Source organism: Enterococcus eurekensis (genome assembly GCF_042654605.1).
Taxonomy (GTDB): domain Bacteria; phylum Bacillota; class Bacilli; order Lactobacillales; family Enterococcaceae; genus Enterococcus_I; species Enterococcus_I eurekensis.
Genome location: NZ_JBHSGT010000078.1, coordinates 1 through 693 on the forward strand (window position 1 = coordinate 1; position 693 = coordinate 693).

The following is a 693-nucleotide window of genomic DNA, read 5'->3' on the forward strand; positions in this document are numbered from 1 at the left end:
GAAATTTATTTAGAAGAAAATGATATCGCGTTCGCGATAGATGAATTAGTCGAAAGTATTCCTGAAGAAATCTTTTCAGTCTTTGATCATAAAATGGGGACCTCTTCATATAACCCAAAAATGATGTTAAAGTTGCTGTTGTGTGGCTACACACAGTCTATTTTTTCAGGCAGAAAAATAGAAGCGATGTCTAAAGATAGTATTCGTGCCATGTGGCTCACTCAGTCACAATTCCCAAATTTTAGAACCATCAATCGTTTTAGAGTGAACCCTTTGGTTCAGCCAATTCTTCAAGAATGTTTTATTCAATTTAGAAATCAGCTTGTATCTCAAAAATTAATTGACGAAGAAGCAATCTTTATTGACGGGACAAAATTAGAAGCGAACGCGAATAAATATACGTTTGTTTGGAAAAAGAGCACGGAACGATTTGAAGAGTCATTGAGACAAAAATCAAAAGAATATTATTTAAAGCTAGTGGAAGAACAAATCATTCCATCTATTTGTGCAGAAGATGAAGAATTAGACACAGAGAAATTACAGAAAATCGTGAATGCATTAGAAACGAAAGTGACAGGATTAAGTGATGAAATCGACAAAAGTTCCGATACTCAAGTAAGAAAAGCACTTCGTTCTAAACGTAAAGAACCTAAAAAAGCATTGAAGGACTTTTCTGACTTTATCTACCGTAAA

1 protein-coding gene is annotated in these 693 nt (G+C 33.9%); it reads left to right on the top strand.

Features of this window, described 5'->3' with window-relative positions:
• The coding region (locus ACFO3L_RS11475; RefSeq protein ID WP_379967703.1) for a transposase at window positions 1-693 on the top strand (693 nt) is incomplete at both ends.